Source organism: Jeotgalibacillus proteolyticus (genome assembly GCF_002926065.1).
GTDB classification, from domain to species: domain Bacteria; phylum Bacillota; class Bacilli; order Bacillales; family Jeotgalibacillaceae; genus Jeotgalibacillus; species Jeotgalibacillus proteolyticus.
The window spans coordinates 563,062-580,527 of record NZ_PREZ01000004.1; the positions used below are offsets into that span (position 1 = coordinate 563,062).

At 41.7% G+C, this 17,466-nt stretch carries 18 protein-coding genes, 1 pseudogene and 1 riboswitch; of the genes and pseudogenes, 7 read left to right on the forward strand and 12 right to left on the reverse strand.

Going from position 1 to position 17,466, the window contains the following annotated elements:
• Nucleotides 1-6: 6 nt before the first annotated feature.
• The 6 genes from C4B60_RS12960 to C4B60_RS12985 all read left to right on the forward strand — a co-directional run bounded on the left by C4B60_RS12960 (nt 7) and on the right by C4B60_RS12985 (nt 4,361).
• Nucleotides 7-453: a GlcG/HbpS family heme-binding protein gene (locus C4B60_RS12960; protein WP_104058424.1), complete on the forward strand. Its 447-nt coding sequence runs from the start codon at nt 7-9 to the stop codon at nt 451-453.
• 72 nt (nt 454-525) lie between these two features.
• Nucleotides 526-690: a hypothetical protein gene (locus tag C4B60_RS21490; protein WP_167578659.1), complete on the forward strand. Its 165-nt coding sequence runs from the start codon at nt 526-528 to the stop codon at nt 688-690.
• 384 nt (nt 691-1,074) lie between these two features.
• Nucleotides 1,075-1,938 (forward strand): sulfurtransferase, encoded by an 864-nt coding sequence (locus C4B60_RS12970; RefSeq protein ID WP_104058425.1) that lies wholly within the window; start codon nt 1,075-1,077, stop codon nt 1,936-1,938.
• Between the two features lie 465 nt (nt 1,939-2,403).
• Nucleotides 2,404-3,030, forward strand: coding sequence for an HNH endonuclease family protein (locus C4B60_RS12975; protein WP_104058426.1), 627 nt, complete (start codon nt 2,404-2,406; stop codon nt 3,028-3,030).
• 63 nt (nt 3,031-3,093) lie between these two features.
• Complete coding sequence (locus C4B60_RS12980) at nt 3,094-3,336, forward strand: hypothetical protein (protein ID WP_104058427.1); 243 nt, start codon at nt 3,094-3,096, stop codon at nt 3,334-3,336.
• 284 nt (nt 3,337-3,620) lie between these two features.
• Entirely contained in the window at nt 3,621-4,361 is a 741-nt protein-coding gene (locus tag C4B60_RS12985; protein WP_209020087.1) for a serine/threonine protein kinase, read from the forward strand.
• Here C4B60_RS12985 and C4B60_RS12990 read toward each other — a convergent pair.
• The 9 genes from C4B60_RS12990 to C4B60_RS13030 all read right to left on the reverse strand — a co-directional run bounded on the left by C4B60_RS12990 (nt 4,358) and on the right by C4B60_RS13030 (nt 13,707).
• On the reverse strand, nt 4,358-4,588 hold the full coding sequence (locus tag C4B60_RS12990) for a hypothetical protein (protein WP_104058429.1): 231 nt from the start codon (nt 4,586-4,588) through the stop codon (nt 4,358-4,360). The two genes, C4B60_RS12985 and C4B60_RS12990, sit on opposite strands and share 4 nt — an antisense overlap.
• Before the next feature lie 486 nt (nt 4,589-5,074).
• A riboswitch (cyclic di-GMP riboswitch) is annotated at nt 5,075-5,160 on the reverse strand.
• Between the two features lie 343 nt (nt 5,161-5,503).
• A complete protein-coding gene (locus tag C4B60_RS12995) occupies nt 5,504-6,685 on the reverse strand; it encodes a M24 family metallopeptidase (RefSeq protein WP_104058430.1) in 1,182 nt (393 codons plus the stop codon).
• Nucleotides 6,660-7,712: an ABC transporter ATP-binding protein gene (locus C4B60_RS13000; protein ID WP_425331163.1), complete on the reverse strand. Its 1,053-nt coding sequence runs from the start codon at nt 7,710-7,712 to the stop codon at nt 6,660-6,662. The genes C4B60_RS12995 and C4B60_RS13000 overlap by 26 nt, the downstream gene beginning before the upstream one ends.
• Entirely contained in the window at nt 7,670-8,659 is a 990-nt protein-coding gene (locus C4B60_RS13005) for an ABC transporter ATP-binding protein (RefSeq protein ID WP_104058431.1), read from the reverse strand. The genes C4B60_RS13000 and C4B60_RS13005 overlap by 43 nt, the downstream gene beginning before the upstream one ends.
• A gap of 15 nt (nt 8,660-8,674) precedes the next feature.
• Nucleotides 8,675-9,574 (reverse strand): ABC transporter permease, encoded by a 900-nt coding sequence (locus C4B60_RS13010; protein WP_104058432.1) that lies wholly within the window; start codon nt 9,572-9,574, stop codon nt 8,675-8,677.
• Nucleotides 9,575-9,582: 8 nt separating this feature from the next.
• Nucleotides 9,583-10,500 (reverse strand): ABC transporter permease, encoded by a 918-nt coding sequence (locus C4B60_RS13015; RefSeq protein ID WP_104058433.1) that lies wholly within the window; start codon nt 10,498-10,500, stop codon nt 9,583-9,585.
• A gap of 85 nt (nt 10,501-10,585) precedes the next feature.
• A complete protein-coding gene (locus C4B60_RS13020; protein ID WP_104058434.1) occupies nt 10,586-12,130 on the reverse strand; it encodes an ABC transporter substrate-binding protein in 1,545 nt (514 codons plus the stop codon).
• Nucleotides 12,123-12,569 carry a MarR family winged helix-turn-helix transcriptional regulator gene (locus C4B60_RS13025; RefSeq protein WP_104058435.1) on the reverse strand — a complete coding sequence of 149 codons (447 nt, stop codon included), beginning with the start codon at nt 12,567-12,569 and terminating at the stop codon, nt 12,123-12,125. Before C4B60_RS13025 ends, C4B60_RS13020 begins: the two co-directional genes overlap by 8 nt.
• Before the next feature lie 343 nt (nt 12,570-12,912).
• The gene (locus tag C4B60_RS13030; RefSeq protein WP_104058436.1) at nt 12,913-13,707 is read right to left on the reverse strand and encodes an endonuclease/exonuclease/phosphatase family protein; all 795 of its coding nucleotides are present in this window, start codon (nt 13,705-13,707) and stop codon (nt 12,913-12,915) included.
• Nucleotides 13,708-13,898: 191 nt separating this feature from the next.
• Between C4B60_RS13030 and C4B60_RS21985 the strand changes: the two are divergent.
• A pseudogene (locus tag C4B60_RS21985) lies at nt 13,899-14,054 on the forward strand (PTS glucose transporter subunit IIB); the annotation flags it as partial.
• Nucleotides 14,055-14,142: 88 nt separating this feature from the next.
• Here the strand turns inward: C4B60_RS21985 and C4B60_RS13035 are convergent.
• From C4B60_RS13035 to C4B60_RS13045, 3 genes are all read right to left on the reverse strand, one after another.
• Entirely contained in the window at nt 14,143-15,498 is a 1,356-nt protein-coding gene (locus tag C4B60_RS13035; protein WP_104058437.1) for a GntT/GntP/DsdX family permease, read from the reverse strand.
• 158 nt (nt 15,499-15,656) lie between these two features.
• Nucleotides 15,657-16,805 carry a galactonate dehydratase gene (gene dgoD / locus C4B60_RS13040; protein ID WP_104058438.1) on the reverse strand — a complete coding sequence of 383 codons (1,149 nt, stop codon included), beginning with the start codon at nt 16,803-16,805 and terminating at the stop codon, nt 15,657-15,659.
• Entirely contained in the window at nt 16,802-17,455 is a 654-nt protein-coding gene (locus tag C4B60_RS13045; protein WP_104058439.1) for a bifunctional 4-hydroxy-2-oxoglutarate aldolase/2-dehydro-3-deoxy-phosphogluconate aldolase, read from the reverse strand. Before C4B60_RS13045 ends, dgoD begins: the two co-directional genes overlap by 4 nt.
• Nucleotides 17,456-17,466: the final 11 nt, after the last annotated feature.

Genomic DNA, 17,466 nt, shown 5'->3' on the forward strand with positions numbered 1-17,466 from the left:
ACGCAGATGTTGAAAATCACTCTGGAGGTCGCCAAGGTTTTGATTCAAGCAGCAGAAGTCCGGGCAAGGGAACTCGGGATTGCGGAAGTGATCGCCATCGTAGACGATGGCGGGAATTTCGTTGCTTCTCACCGAATGGACAATGCCTGGCTGGCCAGTATCGACATCGCCCATAATAAGGCATGGACGGCGGTCGCGCTAAATATGCCCACGGAGAGCCTTGCTCAATTGGCGGTCCCAAGCGGCGAGCTGTACGGGATCAATACGACCAACCACGGACGTGTGGTCGTGTTCGGAGGGGGGATTCCGTTATCGTTCGAAGGGAGAGTCGTAGGGGCGGTCGGCGCAAGCGGCAGTACGGTCGCAAACGATATTGAGGTTGCGAAAGCGGCGGTGCGGGCTTTCGAAACCTATCCGAAGGTGCGGATCGGGTCTTCCGTGAGCTTGCTATAACGATACTGGGTTCCTCCAATATTGGACGAAACGGCTAAACACATAGGGCTGTCCCTCAGGGTACGAGCCCTCGTGGCACAGCCCCTCTTCTCATGCGATCATTTAAGGCTTCAGGACGAATCTAATACATTTGTCCGCATGGTTGTAAAAGGTGTTGTACGCGTCATGCGTCTGATCGAGCCGTACTTTATGCGTGATGATCTCAGTCGAATCGAACTCGACTGCCATAATTTTTGATACAGCTTTCCAAAACTGCCTATTCCTAAAGGCTGGCTAAAAGAAATTTCTTTCTGTTTTATAGCCAGCCTTTTTGCTTTACTACCCTGTCAACATCCTTTCACAGTGCTAGTCAATTAAAAACTGGATTAAATAGATTAAATGAATACAATGTTTTGATTCTTATATTCCTTTAAAAAACCTCATTTACTTGTGCAGCTGTTCAATCTATCAAATTCATTACTTTTTTAAGCAATAAGTCCTGAAAAATAGTAATTAAAATGCTTACCAGTTTATCAATAGTAAAACCAGAATCAGACTAAAAAATAGAACCCCCTCACCCAAAATGTTAAAATACTAACCAAGATAAATGAAATTAAACACTATCTGAAAAGAGGGATTTTAATGGAACGTATACCGTTATTTGTTTCAACTGATTGGCTGGCTGAGCATCTGAACGATCCAAACATCCGTATTGTAGATGCGACAACCTACCTTAAGCCTACTGAAAGTGGAGTGGACTTATGGTCAGGGGAAGAAACGTATAAGAAGAATCATATTCCTTCCGCGGTCTTTGCTGATTTGCTGAATGATTTCTCTGATCCGGCTTCTACTTTACGCTTTACCGTCCCGCCAAGAGAGCAGTTCATTGAAAAAATTGAATCGATTGGAATTGGGGATGAAGGCACGCATGTCGTGATTTATGATCAGGGCTATGCAACCGTTGGATCCGAAGCCATTGCATCCGACTGGGCCTCCCGCTTTGCGTGGCAGCTTCTATATGAAGGATTTGATTATGTATCCATTCTTGACGGCGGCTTTGCTAAATGGCAGGACGAAGGACGGGAAAATGCATCAGGTGTGGAAACCTATCCACGCTCCTCGTTTACAGGAACGCGGCGCAATGATCTTTTCGTTTCTAAAGAAGAAGTTCAGGAAGCAATAAATGATGAAAATGTGATTCTTGTAAACAGCCTGTCCCAGCAGGATTTCGAAAATGGCAGAATTCCTGGGAGCTGCAACATTCCTTTTGTTGATCACTCTGATCGAGCGTCGAAGGCTCTTCATTCAGATGAACAGCTAAAAGAAACCTTTGAAAAAGCAAACCTCCTTAACACAGATAAGAAAGTGATCACGTATTGTGGCGGAGGAATTGCTGCTACGTGGAATGCTTTGCTGCTCCGAAAACTTGGTCAAACGAATGTAGCGGTTTATGATGGGTCTATGTCTGAGTGGATGGCTGATAAAGAACTGCCGATTGAAAGATGACATATAGAAAAAAGCAAAAATCCTCAATCGTTAAAGAGGATTTTTGCTTTTTTCTGTATAGATTTGCATTAAGTTTTAGTAAACCAATTACTTAAATTTCTCACCAAAAATGAATTATAACAGATCGATTTACCCAGGTCAGTATCCTAATTACACATCAATACGTCCCCAATCTTAACGAATATATCCTTTTACCCATAACAAAGGTCTACTGCCTCAGCTTCCATCCTTTCACACCTTCTCGCTCATTTACATATTCTTAACTTGTTATAGAATTTAACCATAGCCTATCATTACAGATAGAAGCTCTTCTCTGCTTTTCCCCTTATTAAATACTATCTTTTTCTAACGATCATCATTGCTAGTAACCGCCTGAAAGCATAATTCTCATAGGGATATTAACATCCTGTTCATCAACCTTGAACCTGGATGTCAATATATAAAATTACATACAGGAGGCTTTACATGCTTAGAAAATCATTGTTTTTTGTTTTTGCCCTGCTTCTCTCCATTTCCACTTTTACACAGGAATCAGCATCAGCATTTTTACCTGAAACGCCTTCAAAGTCAGCCGCCCAGAACCAACTGAACTCACTGACAGTAGCACCTGAAAGCTCAATGGCCGGCTATTCGCGAGATGAGTTTCCACACTGGATTGGTCAGGGGAATGGGTGTGACACACGCCAGATTGTACTTCAGCGTGATGCTGACTACTACAGCGGAACCTGCCCTACCACCTCTGGAAAATGGTACAGTTATTTTGACGGCGTAATCGTCTACTCTCCATCTGAAATTGACGTTGATCATATCGTTCCGTTAGCGGAGGCATGGCGTTCCGGAGCGAGCTCATGGACAAGAGAAGAACGAAGAGCATTCGCAAATGACTTAAGCGGCCCTCATCTGATTGCCGTAACCGCCAGCGTCAATCGTTCCAAGGGTGACCAGGATCCTTCCACATGGCAGCCTCCACGCTATGCCGCCCATTGCGGATACGCAAAATGGTGGATCAACACGAAGCACAAGTGGGATCTGACCCTGCAGTCTACAGAGAAATCCTCTCTTCAAACGATGCTAAATGGATGCTCTTACTAACATGGTTTACATATCTAAAAAACTAACAAACTAACTATTCTTTTTAAGAAAGGAGACAAACTCATGGATAAAAAATCTTCCATCTTCACCGCAACACACGGCGTTATGACGACTGAAGTTGGCGTGATAAGCGGAGAGCTTGAACTGGTAACCAGCTGTGATGACAGCGGCAGCCTTACCTTAGAAATCACATATGTCGGTGCGAAGGAATGGTACACCCTTCCCGGTGAAAACTACAAGCTGAATGATCCGAGTGATCATGAGGTTGTTCATCGTATGCTTGCTGCTGTTCTGGAACGTCCTTAAGTCCATATACTATGGATAAGAGTTTTCGATTCTTGATTTTAAAATTTAGTTAAAACGACTGGCATCCCCGCTATTTAAAGAGGATGCCAGTTTTTGATTTTACTGAGGGCTCAGCTGAATAGGTAATGCCTGGTGTTGTTTCTTCCTATATAATAGTAGTGCTGAACAATCATAATGGTATTAGCGGAGCCAGTTCATTTTGTTCTACATGAGATGAAAAATACAACACAGAGGTGCGTATGGAAGCTGTACATTTGCTGATTAAAAGGGCACGGCAGAGGATTATGGACCATCATTATAAGATCAACGACCGACTGGCGGGGCGATATAAGATTGAGAAAGTGCTACGGAATGGGAGCTATGGAATCATATATTTATGCCAGGATCTAAAAACCGGAGAGAGATGCGTTGTAAAACAGATGCGCAAAAGTAAAAGAAAAGAAAACTTAGAGAATTATGTACAGGAAACTGTCATTCTTCAGCTGCTTGATCATAAAGGTATCCCCGCATTAATCGAAGCATTCTCATACAAGGATGAAAAGTTTTTTTCAATGGAATTTGTTGAAGGGAAGAATGTAGAAGATACGTTATTTGCATCAAAGCAGAAGTACACCGAGAAGGAATCTCTGGAAATGGCTAAAAAACTGACTGCGATCGTCTGCTACATTCATCAAAAAGGCGTATTTCATGGCGATATCAGGGTTCCCAATGTACTCCTTCACAATGGTGACATCCACCTGATAGACTTCGGTCTGGCAAGCCATCTGCATGCGGACAGCAAAAATCAAAAGCAGCGTGAACAGCTCGCACAGGATGATTTTTTTGACCTGGGTGATTTCCTTCTGTTCCTTCTTTACTCGTCTTATGAAGGAGAAGCAAAAAAAGGAAGGCCCTGGACTCAGGAGATGAGCCTTCATCCACACACAACGGGGCTGTTAAAACGTCTCCTCAACATTTCGCACCCCTATAAGAATTGTGAAGAGATCTTGACTGATATCGAGAAAACGATCGCCCTGCTTTCTTAAAAAACACAAATAAGACTCCGCTGATCAGTACATCCGATCAGCGGAGTCTTTACTACATTATTTTCGATATAATCAGCTGCTGGAGTAGTATCTTTTGTTTTTATAGCGGTTTGAACCAGAGAAAGGGTCACGTCCGCGCCGGCTGCTGCTGCTTCCGCCATACCCGCGCTTCTTTTCACTGCTTGATCCGTGTCGACGATACTTTCTTCGCCCACTGCTGCTGCCACGCTTCTTGAGTCCTTTTGAAATGCTCTTTATAATCTTCTTAAACATTCAGCATTCTCCTCTCGCGTAGAGGTGTGCCACAATAAACGTCAAACACACCTTCTGTAACGATCATAATGCTGTTTATAATTTTGTACAACTAAAATCCCTTTGAATCAATATCAACCACAGCCACAACCGGATAATGATCAGAAGGATACCCTTTATCTACAATGCTGCGGTAAACCTTTGTTTCCTTCAAGATACACTCGGGTGGTGCCAGGCACTTGTCGAAGGCACTTGTCGAGGCACTTGTCGATTATTGCTCAATTCTAATCTATTTTTTTCTGCCACAAACAATGCAGCGGCCTGTGTAAAAATTATAACGATGTTTTTTCTTAAATCGGCAATCCACCCAGTATCTAAGCTTCTTCATTCTTTATAACCCACACTCAAAAATGATACGTTGTTCATCTTTCTCCCCCAAAACACAAGATGTTCTTTTGTACTCTGGCAACTCAGCCATCATAGCGTTTTAAGCCTTAGACCTGGAGCTTTGCGTCTCTACTTTTCAATAAATTTGCCTTTATCTTAGATACAAAGATTTTCTTTATTTATGTAATTATTATACAAAATCTTTTCCTGAAAAACAATATTTTAAATAACTGTAAAATATATTAAAATTTAAATACTATTTATTACCCATATAAATTATCAAATAGGTGAAGATTGTTCTGAATAGTATACTTCTAGATTCTCAAACCTAAGTGATAGGGCAGCTATTAATAGAAGATTAATGCTTAAGAATGTGTATAAAATAAATGAAACTAAGGAAGATGAAAAACAGCTAAACACCTGCCCAAAACGAAATAAAGTCCTGCAGAAAATCTACCTCTGCAGGACTTTAATATTTTTACTTTTCCCTCATCGCACTACTATTAATAACAAATCAACGACTGTAAATCTCTAGGATAATAAGTAAGCATTTCGATTCCATTCTCTGTAACAAGAACAGTATCAGAATGCCTGAAGCCTCCTAATCCTTTCACATAAATGCCTGGTTCTACTGTTACGACCATTCCCGGTTCAATAGTAGTATGATCTCCCAAGTCAAAGAAAGGTGCTTCATGGCCCAGCAATCCGATATTATGGCCAGTATGATGTTTAGTTAATTCCGTTAGATTATTTTCTCTAAAGTAAGCTTGAACATCTTCCTCCACATCTGAATACTTTCTACCAGGTCTTATCGCTTTAAATGCAACTTCCTGTGCTTCATACATATGGGTAAAATATTTCTCCTGCTCTTTATTTGCTTCTTCTACAAACATAACCCGCTCCAGCTCGCTTGTGTAACCAAATACACTGGAGGCAGCTCCGGTTACGAGCGTGTCACCTTTTTTCAAGACAATATTTTGAGTTACTGCATGGGGAAAAGCAGATTCCGGACCAATTTGTCCCCGGAAAACAGCGTAGGCCGTACTTCCATGAGGTTTATAATCAGGTCCAAGTGTATCGATCATAGCTTTAGTCGCTTCAGAGGATGCTTTACTCGTAATCTCAATTTCGCTTAAGCCGCTTTTCGTATACTTCTGCAGCAGTCGATGAACCAAATTCCCCCACCGGCATGATTCTTTTATTAATTCAATTTCATTTGGGCTTTTAATAAATCTCAGTTCCTCTACTACACCCTGTAAAGAAATGAATTGTTTCGCATCAATTAGTTTATCAATAGACGGCCCACGATACCCCATGGTGGAACCATATCCTAAAGAATCGTAGCCAATTGCCTTATTCTCAAAGTGGTTTTCTTTTAGCAGCTCTTTAAAATATTCCATCGGATGCTTGATGCCTGGATATTCAGGATACGAGTGAACATAATCTATTACACTATACTCTTCTGCGTGTTCATGCTCTAATTCCGGCACGAATAAATGAATTTTAGCATTTGGATCAATGACGAGTCCCATCGGTCTTTCAGTTGGGTGAAAATGAAACCCGGTTAAATAAAAGATGTCTGTTACTGAAAATAGAACAGCAGCTTCACACCCCTTTTCCTGATAGGCTTTGACAAATTTCTGCTGTCTTTCTTTGAATTCATACTTCGGAATGGATAATAACATTTGTTTTTTCCTCCTTTTTTTCGCTATATAAATGGCAGCTAGTTTGATGGCCATCAGCTACTTCTGTTAAATTTGGCGCTATGGACTTGCATTTTTCCATGACAAAAGGGCATCTAGTATGAAACGCACAGCCGGATGGAGGGTTTGCAGGATTAGGGACATCTCCTGTTAACACAATACGTTTTTTAACTTCTCTCGGGTGAGAGGCCGGAACAGCGGAAATTAACGCCTGGGTATAAGGGTGTTTAGGGTCTTTAAAAAGCTTCTCTGTCTCAGTCAATTCAACTATTTTACCCAGATACATAACTGCAACCCGGTCGGTCATATGCTCTACAACGCTTAAGTCATGAGAGATAAATAAATAAGTTAATTCAAACTCCTTTTGCAGATCAAGCATTAAGTTGATTACCTGAGACTGCACGGAAACATCCAGAGCAGATACGGGTTCATCAGCGACAATAAAATCAGGATTTAAGATAACAGCTCTTGCGATTCCAATACGCTGACGCTGTCCTCCCGAGAACTCATTTGGATGACGATCAAGATGCTCCTCGGAGAGTCCGACTATTTTTAATATCTCGATTATTTTCTTAGTCCGCTCGCTTGGAGTATATTTTTTATGGACGCGCAACGGCTCAGTCAGGATTTGTTTTATGGTCATTTTAGGGTTAAGTGATGCATAAGGATCCTGAAAAACCATTTGCAGCTCTTTTCTCAAAAATCTCATTTTTTCATAAGGTAAGGACATAAGATCCTTTCCTTTATATCGGACTTCACCTGAGGTGGCCTCCGTTAATCGCAGAAGGGTTCTTCCTGTAGTAGATTTTCCGCATCCGGATTCTCCCACTAAAGCAAACGTCTCCCCTTTTTTAATAGAAAAACTTATATCGTCGACTGCTTTAACGACAATATTGGATTTAAATAAGCCTTGCGAAATTTTATAGTATTTTTTTAAATTAGTTACTTCAAGAATCGGGATGTCTGTCATTTCATCACCGCCTGCCTTTTTGAATCCTGCAGCCAGCATTTACTTAAGTGGTCTCCCTTTTCAAATATTGGCGGTGTTTCTTTTAAACATTTTTCAAATGCATGCGGGCATCGGTTAGCAAATGTACATCCTATTCCTATTTCCTCGGGTCTTGGCACTTGTCCTTTTATCGAATAAAGAGCACTTTTTCTACTATTATTAGTAGGACGTGAGTGAATCAGCCCCTGAGTATAAGGATGAAGGGGCTGGTCAAATAATTCATTTATCTCCGCCACTTCTACAATCTCCCCTGCATACATCACGACAACCCGATCACACATTTCTGCTACTACGCCTAAATCATGTGTGATAAATAATAGACTCATATTTTTTTCTGCTTTGATCTCTTTCATCAATTCCAGTATCTGCGCTTGAATGGTAACATCTAGTGCTGTAGTAGGCTCATCACAAATCAGGAGCTTTGGTTCACACAACAAAGCCAGAGAAATCATAACCCGCTGTCTCATTCCGCCGGATAATTGATGAGGGTATTCATTTATGATTTGTTCTGCCCTGGGGATTCCTACTTGCTTTAAGACATTAATTATTGCTTCTTTTCTCTCTTTTTTAGACATTTTTTTATGCTGCTTTAATGGTTCACTTAATAGTTCACCAATCGTAAACACTGGATTTAAAGAGGTCATGGGTTCCTGAAAAATCATCGACATTTCATTGCCACGCAGCTTTCTGTACTGCTTTTCACTTAACTTGGTAATATCTTCATCATTAAAATGAATACTTCCAGAAACGATTTTACTTTTTTTCTCTGGCAGCAGGCCCATAACAGCTAAAGAGGTTACACTTTTTCCGCTGCCTGATTCTCCAACCACTCCGAGGGTTTCTCCTGACTTTAACGAGAAACTGACTCCTCGGATCGGTTGAATCGGCCCCTTGCCTGTATTAAATTGGATGCCAAGATCTTTGATCTCGAGCAGGATATCAGACATTATTTTTCACTCCTATCATTCACCTTTAAGTTCAGGGTCGAGTGTGTCTCTCAGCCAGTCGCCAAACAGATTAACGCCTAATGCGGTTAGAATAATCGCAATTCCCGGGAATGTAATTAGCCACCAGGAATTGAAAATATAATCCTTCCCTTCATCCAGCATGTTCCCCCATGCGGCTGTTGGCGGCTGAACACCGAAGCCTAAGAAACTGACCGATGCCTCCGCGATAATATATGTTCCAATTTGCAAGGACCCCAGAATGATAATGGGCGTGAAAATATTAGGCAGGATATGCCGAACTAATATTTGAAGCTTTGGGACCCCTGTTGCAATGGCAGCAGTGATAAATTCTTTTTCCCGTAAAGCGAGCACCTCGCTTCGAATCACCCGTGCAAAAATGACCCAGCCTGCAAGTGCTAAAGAAATAACAATATTCGTAAGTCCTGCTCCCAGTACCGCACTTATGACAAGAACAAGTAAGATGAATGGAAAGCTTAGCTGCACATCAACGATTCTCATCAGAACAATATCGATCCAGCCTCTGTAATACCCTGCGATTACTCCGACAATGGTGCCAATCAGACCAGCTAATAAAACCGTTGAAAGACCGATCACAACTGACACTCTTGCTCCTACAATAACCCTGGATAATATATCTCGTCCTAACTGGTCAGTTCCTAATAAATGACCATCTGTTAAAGGCGGCAGGAGCCGATCTCTCAGCTGGGCATCCATTGGATCAAATGGAGCAATGACTTCACCAAATATACTTAGGATCAGCAGCAGGATGATAAGACTAAAACCAATTACTCCTGTCCAGCTTCGTAATAGCTTCCTTGCTATCTCTTTTGACTTTGATTCTTTCTTTGCCTTCACATTTAGTGGATTAGCTGTTGTCACCGTGCCCGTTTCCATATCCTCACCTACTTTACTCTAATTTGAGGGTTTACATATGCGTATAAAATATCTGCAATGAAATTAATGACGGCATATATAATGGCAATGATAAAGACGCCTGCCAGTACAATAGGAAAATCACGATTCATTAAGGACTGGTGCAGTAATCTACCCACACCCGGCCAGGAAAAGACAGCCTCTGTTATAACGGCTCCTCCCAGCAAAACCCCAAGATCAAGTGCGACCAGAGTGATAATTGGAATTAAAGAATTCTTTAATGCATATTTCATGATCAATCTTGACGTAGGGGCACCTGCTGCCCGGGAGGTCCGAATATAGTCCTTACTTAAAACATCAAGCATGGCAGACCTTGTAAAACGGACAAATCTGGATACACTGTACAGGGCTAATGTGATAACCGGAAGTACCAGGTGCGAGAGTGACCCGCCTCCACTAGAAGGAAGCAGCTGAAGCTGAGCTGCAAAAATATAGATTAAAATTAATCCAAACCAAAAGTTTGGTATCGCCTGACCAATGACAGTAATCCCTACACTCGCTTTATCAAAAAAGGTGTTTCGTTTATAGGCTGAGAGTACACCTAGAGGAATGGCGATTATGATTGAAAGAAACAGTGCTGAAATAGCTAACTGGAAGGTAGCAGGCATTCTTTGCAAGACTAAACTCAATGCATCCTCCCCGCTTCTTAGGGACTGTCCAAAATCACCCTGCACCGCGTTGAACATGAAATCACCATACTGCACGTACAACGGGCGATTAAATCCAAGTAATTCCCGGTACTCTTCAATTTGTTCCCTTGGAGCATCAGGAGGCAAAAAAAGTGTTGTTGGATCTCCAGATAAACGAATTAGGAAAAAAACAACTGTAAGGGCTAGAAATACCACGAGAACAACTTGCAGCAATCGCTTTACTATAAAATCCAACATAGGTTATCCCCCCCTTATGCCTTTCAATAAAAGAAGAGAGGCCGTAACCTCCCATTCTCTACTTTCTTAACTAAAAACTATGAATCTATTTCCATGACATTTCATACACATTCAGCTTTTCATCTACACGTTGAGTGAAATTTAACGATGTGCTAATAGCGTAAAGGTCAGCTTGCTGCCATAATGGCACCCATGCTGCCTGCTCGACTAAATCCTGCTGAATTTCTTCATAGCCTGCTTTACGCTCGTCCTGATCAAAGAGCTGATTAGTTTGAGTGATTTTTTCTTCAATATCTTCTTGGTAAAAGCTGCTATATGGGGCTTCTTGAGTGAATAAATTTTCAATAGTGGACTGCCCGTCAAAAGCAGGGCCCCAGCCTAAGATATACATATCACCTGTTTCTCTATTTTGGATTTTCTCTAAATGTCTGCCCCATTCGTTCACTTGAACATTTACTGTAATCCCTATGCTCTGCAGCTGTGATGCAATGGCCTGAGCAACATGTGAATCCATTGGATATCGCCCGCTCGGTGTATCTAATGTTAGCGTTAATTCGTTTGGATCATATCCTGCTTCTTCAATCAGCTGAACGGCAAGGTCGGGATCATAGCCATAGTCCTCTGTTTCTGTATAGTCTGAATTTATTTGAGAAAGCGGACCGGTTATTCTTGTCCCATAGCCATTTAAAACGGTTTCCAGTAATTCATCTGCGTCAATGGCATAGTTAATGGCCTGGCGAACCTTAACATCCTGTAATGGACCCTCAACAAGATTTGATAGTGCCAGATAGTTGATTCTTGAAGAAGCGATCTCTCCTATTTCCTCACTGTCAAATTGTTCTACAGAATCAACAGGGATGTTTTTAAATAGATGGATTTCACCACTCATAAAGGCTGACATTCTGGCACTAAACTCTGGGATAATTCTAAATTCCACTTCTTGAATGTCAGGACTTCCCTGCCAATAATCTTCATAAGCCACAAGCTTCAGGTGATTATCTCTGGACCAGTCAACAAATGTGTAAGCACCGGTTCCGACAGGTTCATTGGAGGCTTGTTCAATTCCTACTTCCTCAACATATCCAGGCTCTACAATCAACAGATCCTCAGCTATACGTTGAATCATGCTTGGAAAAGGAACAGAGGTATGGATTTCAACCTCATATTCTGAAACGGCAACGACCTCTTCCACATTCGCCCATCTTGACCGATAAAAAGAGCCATTTTCCTCATTTAATATATAATCAATACTATATTTAACGGCATCTGCATTAAACTGGGCTCCATTATGGAAGGTAACGCCTTCTTTTAATTTCAGGCGCCAAGTAAGCTCGTCAATGTTTTCCCATTCCTCTGCTAGTACAGGAACAAATTCTCCTGTTTCTCCTTCACGATCAATGAGAGGATCATAGATATTTCGGATTAATGTATCTGTCGTGTAATTCACATCGTGGTTTGCCATTAGGGTGGAAGCATCCGCTTCAAACCCAATAACCAGAGGACCGCCATTACCATCTTCACCAGAATCTGATTGGTTACTAGTGCTATCAGTATTCGTACCTTCTGTACATGCTGCCAGAACCAACACCATGACTAAAAGAAATGCAATGACCCCTTTTTTTCTAAGCATTACTTTTTCCCCCTTTTTTAAATGATAAAATTCTTTCAATTTCCTCCATAGAACGAATTAAAATATCGATATCCTTATGATCAATTTCTTCAATCATCCTCCTCACATTCCCGCTGGCATTATTGGAAAGATCTCTTAGAACTTTCTCCCCCAGTTCAGTTATATGCAAATATTTTTTTCGCTTATCAAAACTGGAGGGTACTCTTCTAATAAGACCTCGATCACTTAGATCATTAATAATTCTGCTCACATACCCTTTATCAAAATCGAAAAATTCGGACAATTCCGAGGCTGTAGCGTTGTTCCGCTCATTAATTTCGAATAATAACATGGCCTCTGACATTGAATAAGGACTGCCATCCGTATACTGAGAATACAAACCTACTACATTAAGATAAAATCGATTAAACTTTTTTATTTTTTGAATGTTTTCTTCCACAAAATTCAGCCTTTCGACAACATTATATTTAGTTGCCCGTAGCAACTTGATTTAATAGTAATTATTATGGTTGTTTTTGTCAACTAGTTTTCAGAAATTTTACATTTATTGAATTATTCATGATAGATCCCCTTCTTAGCTATGTGGTGTTCTGATTAAGGGGTACTTTTTAAGAATAGAGAGGATGCCTTCAGGAAACTTTATGACCACTTTGGAGATAAAAAATGACCCTAATTTCCTCTTCTTGAAAAAGGAAATTAGGGTCTTAATAGGTCTCGACTTATTGATCAGGCATCTAGTGGTCAATTTGGTTTTCCGGCTATGTTCTAATCATCTCTAACGCCTAACCATCAATCTCAACCAGTGCTACCACCGGATAATGATCAGAAGGATACCCTTCCTCTACAATGCTGCGGTCAACCTTCGTCCCCTTCACATCAATACCTTCCGTGGTAAAAATATAATCAATCGGCTCTCCTTCACCCCCGCCCTCAAATCCATGAAATGTTCGGCCGGTAGCTTCCTCCAGCTTTTCGAAGGCATCATTTAACTGAATGGTTGAGCCGTTTATTGGCAGTTGGCCTTTGAGATAGTGGATCGTTTTATTTTCAGGCTCACTGTTCAAGTCACCCATTAAAATGATCGGCAAATTTGTTTGGACTTGATGCTGTTTGATCTTTTCTCCGATCAGGTGAATGCCATTTTCTCTAGCCCGCTGACTAATATGATCCAAATGAGTATTGTACACGATGAACTTTTTATTCGGATTTTCTTTTAGCCCAAACACTGCCCATGTGCAAATACGTGGATAATCACTTTCCCAGCTGATGCTCCCTGGCACGTCAGGCTGCTCCGATAGCCAGAACTGACCGTGATCGATTACCTCAACCTGATCTCTTTGAAAGAAAATAGCACAAAACTCGTCCTCATCCCCGCCGCGTCGATCCTCACCAAGCCAGCTATAGCCAGCCAATCCATCTTCTAAATCCTTCAGCATATGGCGTTTGCCCTCCTGCGTACCGAAAACGACTGGATCATGAGGTCTAATTATTTTAGCCGCTTTCTGGGATCGAAAACGCCATGCATTCTCTCCATCCTCAGGAACATCAACCCGCAGATTAAATGTAAGTATGTTCATTTCTTGGAACCACCTTTTACATAAAGATTTTTAGCACGACAAAAGGTACTCAACACTTTCAGTTTAGAATACACGTCTTTCATTTCACCAAAGGTAAAATACTCATTTGATACCACTTAATAGGATCCAACGTCCTTCTCTTCTCCATTAATCTCTCATTTGTTAATAAAAGGTCGCTAAGTATAACAAGTGAATTTTTACGGTTCTTTAAAGGATCAAGATTTATTCGCAATATCTCTCTGTTTACCGGAATCCATTTTTGCCGCTAAAGGAATTGTTAATGCCACCGGTTATATCGGCACTTTCTTTTACGGATTTATTCTAAGCTTTTAGGACCATTTGGTCTCTGTCTTTGTTTTAAAAAAGCAGAATCCTGAGCAATCTTCATCAGGGATTCTGCTTTTCTATTTTGACTTTTTTTCTCACTAAATTGATCTATGAAATAAACAAACTGATACTGAATACGACTGCAAATCCCACAAAACCAATAATGGTTTCCATCACTGTCCATGTTTGCAGCGTTTCTTTCTCTGTTAATCCGAAGAATCGATTGACCAGCCAGAAACCTGAGTCATTGACATGAGAAAAGACTGTGGCGCCTGAAGCAATTGATATAACCAGCAAGCCAAGCATAGCAGCAGATACATCGACCACTTCAAGCACTGGGGCAATTAAGCCTGCTGCTGTAATCATTGCGACCGTTGCAGAACCTTGCGCAACACGAACAAATGTAGCAATCAAAAATGCGAGCAAAATTAAAGGCATGCTGGAGTTTGCCATCATGTTTCCTAAGACATCACCGACGCCGCTATTGATCAGCGTCTGCTTAAAGACGCCCCCAGCTCCGGTAATCAGGATAATAATTCCTGCAGGCTCAAGGGATTTTGTTGCGATTTTTCGAACTTCTTCTTTCGTATACCCTCTTTTCGTTCCAAGGAAATAAAACGTCAGTAAAGTAGAGATTGTTAGCGCTACGAATGGATGACCAATAAAAGTAAAGATTTCCCGAACATTATTGCCTTCTGGCAGTACTGTTCCTAAAACGGTGTTTAAGATGATTAAAAAGAGTGGGATTAAAATCAAAACAGCAACGAGAAGGAAACTCGGTAACTCTTTTTCATGGTATTCCTTCTTACTCATTTCATTTTCAACAATGTAGTCCGGAACCTTAACATGTATTTTTCTTCCTATGTAGCGGCCGAATACAGGTCCGGCAAGAATCATGGCAGGCAGTCCGGCAAGAACGCCGAATAAAATAACCCAGCCTAAGTCTGCACCTAACACTGATGCCACCGCGATAGGACCAGGTGTCGGTGGAACAAAGCTATGCGTTACTGCCAGTCCGGCAAGGAGAGGCATCCCAAAATAGAGCAGTGATTTTTTTGTTTTTTGTGCCAGGCTGTAGATAATCGGCACGAGGATGACAAGTGCCACATCAAGGAATATGGGAATTGCAACAATGAAGCCCGTTAACCCTAAAGCCCATTGAACACGGCCTTCTCCAAATTTATTAACAAGGGTTAACGCAAGTCGCTCAGCACCCCCGGACACCCGGAGCAGCTCACCAAACATCGCTCCCAGACCAACTACAACAGCAATAAAACCGAGTGTTCCTCCCATTCCTTCTTCAATGGATACGAGGATCTCCTGAAGCTCCATTCCTGAAGCGATCCCGATAAACAAACTTGAGATAAGCAAAGCTACAAAGGCTTGAAGCTTAGACTTCATGACCAAAAACAGTAACAGCGAAATGGCGAGAATGGTTACGATAATTAAACCGCCTGCTGACATGGGTAAAACCTCCTCTTCCTGAAAATTTTCTGACAGAACTCTCAATCTATCAAGCTATTGTTCCATCCTCGTGTCTACCAATACTGAAGCAATCGCTATTTATAGTGCGATAAAACGCTTTAGACAAATTTCGGGTGGTGCCAGGCACCCAGTCTAATCTACCATTCCGCAATTGTCCCATCTTCGTGTCTCCACACAGGGTTTTTCCAGTTGTGCCCCTTTTCTGCAAGCTTGCGGACATGATCTTCGTTTATTTCAATTCCAAGCCCTGGACCCTGAGGGATTTTTACTTGCCCTTTTTCATAATGGAAAACGGATTTGTCCATGATGTAGTCTAGTAAATCGCTTTCGACATTATAATGAATTCCAAGACTTTGTTCCTGAATAAATGCATTATGGGCAGTGGCGTCTACCTGTAGGCAGGCTGCTAAAGCAATTGGTCCAAGAGGACAGTGCGGAGCTACCGCAACATCATATGCTTCTGCCATTGAAAAGATCTTTTTGCACTCGGTAATTCCTCCTGCATGTGACAGATCCGGCTGAATAATGTCAGCATAGCCGTCAGACAGCAGCTTTTTAAAATCCCATCTTGAAAACATCCGCTCACCCGTTGCGATTGGAATATTCGTATGCATAGCAATATCTCTAAGCGCTTCATTATTTTCAGGCAGAACAGGTTCTTCTATAAACATCGGGCGAAATGGTTCAAGTTCTTTCGCCAATATTTTGGCCATTGGTTTATGAACTCTTCCGTGAAAATCGATGCCGATTCCAATATAATCGCCAACAGCTTCACGCACCGCTGCAATTCTCTCAACGGTTTGATCAATTTTTTCATATGAATCTACATATTGAAGCTCTTCAGTACCATTCATTTTTACTGCAGTAAATCCTGCGTCAACTACCTCTTTCGCTGCTATTCCAACTTCTGCAGGACGATCTCCTCCAATCCACGAATAGACGCGAATTGAATCACGGCAGGCTCCTCCTAACAGTTGATGAACGGGCGTATTATAAAATTTCCCTTTAATATCCCAAAGCGCCTGATCAATTCCCGCAATAGCACTCATATGTATAGGACCTCCGCGGTAAAATCCTGAGCGGTACATCATATTCCAGTGATCTTCTATACGGGCCGGGTCTTTACCGATCAATTGCTCCATCAGCTCCTGAACACAAGCCTTGACTGTGAAAGCTTTTCCTTCAATAACGGGCTCCCCCCAGCCGGTTATTCCTTCATCTGTTTCAATTTTTAAAAATAGCCATCTTGGCGGTACTTGAAATAACTCATAGCCGGTAATTTTCATTCGTTCGCTCCTCCTTTAATCTGCTCTGCAATCATCGTAAAACGTCTCGCTTTTTCTGTTAGATTCTTCAGGTAAGACGGATCTATTTCTGCTTTCGACTTTACGAGCGAACTCCCTAAGCCACAAGCAGCTGCCCCGCTTTTCAGGTAGCTTTCAAAGTTCTCAAGATCCACTCCTCCCGTTGGCATAAGAGGGATATGTCCTAAGGGTCCTTTGATGTCTTTGATATAATCCGGACCCAGTGTAGTAACAGGAAATACCTTGACAATATCGCAACCGCTTTCATATGCAGTCACGATTTCCGTTGGCGTCATGGCCCCCGGTATACTGATCGCTCCATATCTTTTTGTCATTTTAATCGTCTCTGTGTTGACAGAAGGTGCCAGAATAAAAGAAGCACCTGCTAATAAAGCGGCCCGGGCAGATTCAGGATCAAGCACCGTGCCAGCACCTACCGTTATAACATCTCCAAGCTCATGACACACGAGTTCAATCGCCTGCAGCGCGTTAGGGGAATTTAAGGTGATTTCAATTACCTGAACGCCGCCTTCGTGCAAAGACCGGGCTATTTTAAGTACATCCTCCGGAGACTGTCCTCTCACTATGGGAACCATCTTGCTATCTAGTATTCTAGTCAATGCCGTATTCATCGTTCATTCCC